Here is a 239-nt window from a genome sequence, read left to right on the forward strand (position 1 = left end):
CCCCCCCCCCCCCCCCCTCCCCCCCCAACAAAAGCCCACCCCCCCAGATTAGCGAGTGTCTCGTGGGCTCGGAGATGTGTATAAGAGACAGGTGCGGACTGCGATCACTGCGGGCTTCTTCTGCACGGCGGTTCGCAGGAAGGTGCGACCGCCGTGACCGAAGGCGATCGCCTTCCCGGAGATCACCGACGCCTTCTGGACCTGTCTTTTATACGCATCTGACGCTGCCGACGACGGAG

General features: G+C 64.4%; 1 protein-coding gene. It reads right to left on the reverse strand.

Going from position 1 to position 239, the window contains the following annotated elements:
• Positions 1-48: 48 nt before the first annotated feature.
• A partial coding sequence (locus ACPYOG_RS20560; RefSeq protein WP_481295918.1) for a hypothetical protein occupies positions 49-239 on the reverse strand: 191 nt, incomplete at its 5' end.

It is taken from the genome of Leifsonia sp. HAY1-4F (genome assembly GCF_056755275.1).